1 protein-coding gene is annotated in these 2,889 nt (G+C 56.4%); it reads right to left on the bottom strand.

All coding sequences use genetic code 11. The features are described from left to right. A partial coding sequence (locus Q8W32_RS16450) for a cadherin repeat domain-containing protein (protein WP_305415676.1) occupies nucleotides 1–2,889 on the bottom strand: 2,889 nt, incomplete at both ends.

The following is a 2,889-nucleotide window of genomic DNA, read 5'->3' on the forward strand; positions in this document are numbered from 1 at the left end:
AGGTAAGTGCTGAAGTAGCCACCGTCCTGGCTTTCGGAGGTCCAGGTCACGACAAAGCCGCCGTCGGCCAGGGCGGTAACACTGGCGTCGTTCTGATTATTTGTCGTGTAGCTATTCACCGCCAGTTCAGCGCTGATCGCGTTGCCGTCGGCGTCGTAGATCCGGGCGTAGACGCCATCGGCGTCACCGTCCTGACCGTTCGAGGTCCAGACCACCACGTAACCACCGCTGCCCAGTGCTTCGACTTGCGCAGCGCTCTGGCTGCCGGTGGTGCTGCTGTTGATAACGGTTTCGCTACCAATCCGCTCGCCGCTGGCACTGAAACGCTGGCTGACAATACCGCTGCCATCGCCGTCGTCGGCGGTGGTCCATACCACGATAAAGCTGCCGTCAAGCAGGGTTGTTACCGAGGATTCGCTCTGGTCTCCCGCCACCGTGGTATTGATCTGGAATTCATCCCCCAGGGTCTGGCCGTTGGCGTCGTAGCGTTGGCCTACAATACCGCTGCCGTCGCTGTCGTCGGCGGTCGTCCAGCTCACCACGTAACCGGCAGCGCCGGAGGTAAAGGTTGGAGCGGATTCGTCCAGGTCATTCACGGTCAGGGCGACAGCCTGACTGCTGTAGTTACCCGCCGCATCCGTCACGGTGATGATCAATGAGTAGTCAGTGCGGGTTTCAGCATCCAGTATGGTGTTGAGGCTGACGTCGCCGGTGCTGGCATCGATGCTGAACAGTGCGGCATCATCGCCCGAGAGCGAGAAAGTCACGCCACCGGAGATATCCCCGGAATCATCGGCGGTGACTGTATGAATCACAGAGCCGATGGCGGTATTTTCATCCACACTCACGCTGCTGCCCGAAGTAATGACCGGGGCGATTTCATCAAGGTTGTTGACCGCGATATCCAGCACCTGATTGACCTGATTACCGACACCATCGGTGGCGACCACCACCAACGAGTAGCTGCTACGGGTTTCGTAATCCGGGTTTTCCAACAGGGTGACTTCACCAGTGATGGCGTCAATACTGAAGTAGCTGGCGTCGTCGCCCTGGAGGCTGTACGTTACGCTGGCGCTGGTATCCGTGCCCTTGTCATCGGTGTCGGTAGCCACGGCTGTGTACACCACTTGCCCGGCACCACTGTTTTCCGCCACCGAGAGAATAATCCCTGCCACGGATGCATCGTTCTGGTTATCACTGGTATAGCTGTTAACCCGGTATTCGCTCCCTACTGCATGACCATCGGCATCGTATACTTGGGCATACACACCCTTGCCATCACCATCCTGGTCGCTGGATGTCCAGGTAATGATAAATCCACCATTGGCCAGCGCAGTGATACCGGGCTCTGACTGGTTTCCGGCAGTGCTGGTATTGACCTGGAATTCGCTACCAATGGTGTTGCCGTCGGCATCGTAACGCTGGGCAAATACCCCCATACCGCTGCCATCCTGATCATAAGACGTCCAGACCACCACAAAGCCACCGTCTTCCAGAGCGGTGATACTGGCATCCAGTTGATTGTCGGTCGTCTCGGTATTGACCCGGAATTCCCCGCCCAGGGTATTGCCATTGGCGTCGTAACGTTGGGCATAGATACCATAACCAGAACCATCCTGGTTCTCGGATTGCCAGACCACCACAAAACCGCCGTTCGTTAATCCGGTCACCTCCGGTTCAATTTGAGAACCGGCGGTTGTACTGTTGGCATAAATCCTGGCCGTCACCACCTCACCATCGGCGCCGTAAATCGTGAAGGCAATGGCATCCTCATCGTAGATCCCAGGATAGCCCAAATACCTTTTGTCAACTGCATATGCCACCACGACGCCACCACCGGCCAGCGAGGCAACGCTGGGGCTTTGAAATGGATAATCGGAAGTCTCATCAATAGCAATATTACCCGCAACGGGGTTGCCCTCGGCATCCAGCCAGTTTCCGATAATATCACCATCAAAGTTCTCCTCCCAAACCACGATGGCATGACCATCGATCAAGGTTGCTACCTCAGAGCGCCATTGATAACCTGCGCTAAAGGTATTCACCGCGTATTCACTGGTGATCACATTGCCTGCGGCATCATAACTTTGAACATAGGTCTCCCCGTCACGATTACCATCTGATCGATAACTGGTATAGCTGACCAACCAGCGCCCATCGTTATAAACGGCCACACTGGATTCGTATTGCGCATTGGTGCTGTAGCTATTGATCTGTATTTCTTCACCCACCGGGTGGCCTGCCAGATCGTAACGTTGGGCATACACTCCCGTCGATGAGCCGTCCTGGCCTGCCGATGTCCAGGTGACAATAAACCCGGCACTCAACGAACTGAACACCGGGGCGGTTTCGTCCAGGTCGTTGACATCAAGGGTAACCGCTTGGTCGGTATGGTTACCGGCTCCATCGGTAGCGGTAACGATAAATGAGTAGCTGGATTGGGTTTCGTAGTCGGGATCGGCCAACAGGGTCACTTCGCCCGTGCTGCTGTTGATGCTGAACAGGGCGGCATCATCGCCCGAGAGCGAGAAAGTCACGCCATCGGAGATATCGCCGGTATCAGTGGCTGTGGCGGTATACACCACCTGCCCGGCGCCGCTGTTTTCGTCGATACTCAGAAGCGCGAGAGCGCTGCTGTCGGGTTCGTTTTGGTTGCCATCGGTGCTGCTGTTAATCAGGAACTCGCTGCCAAGGGCATTGCCATCGGTATCGAAGGTCTGGCCATATACGCCCCCTTCGGAGCCATCCTGGTTGTCTGAAGTCCAGCTCACCAACAGGTTGCCGTTGTCCAGCACGGTGACGTTGGCATCGGATTGAGCACCCGTGGTGTAGCTGTTGACCTGGATTTCGGCCGTGATGGCGCTGGCACTGCTGTCGAACAACCGTAAG

It is taken from the genome of Oceanobacter sp. 3_MG-2023, assembly GCF_030688925.1.
In the GTDB taxonomy this organism is placed as follows: Bacteria; Pseudomonadota; Gammaproteobacteria; order Pseudomonadales; family Oceanobacteraceae; genus Oceanobacter.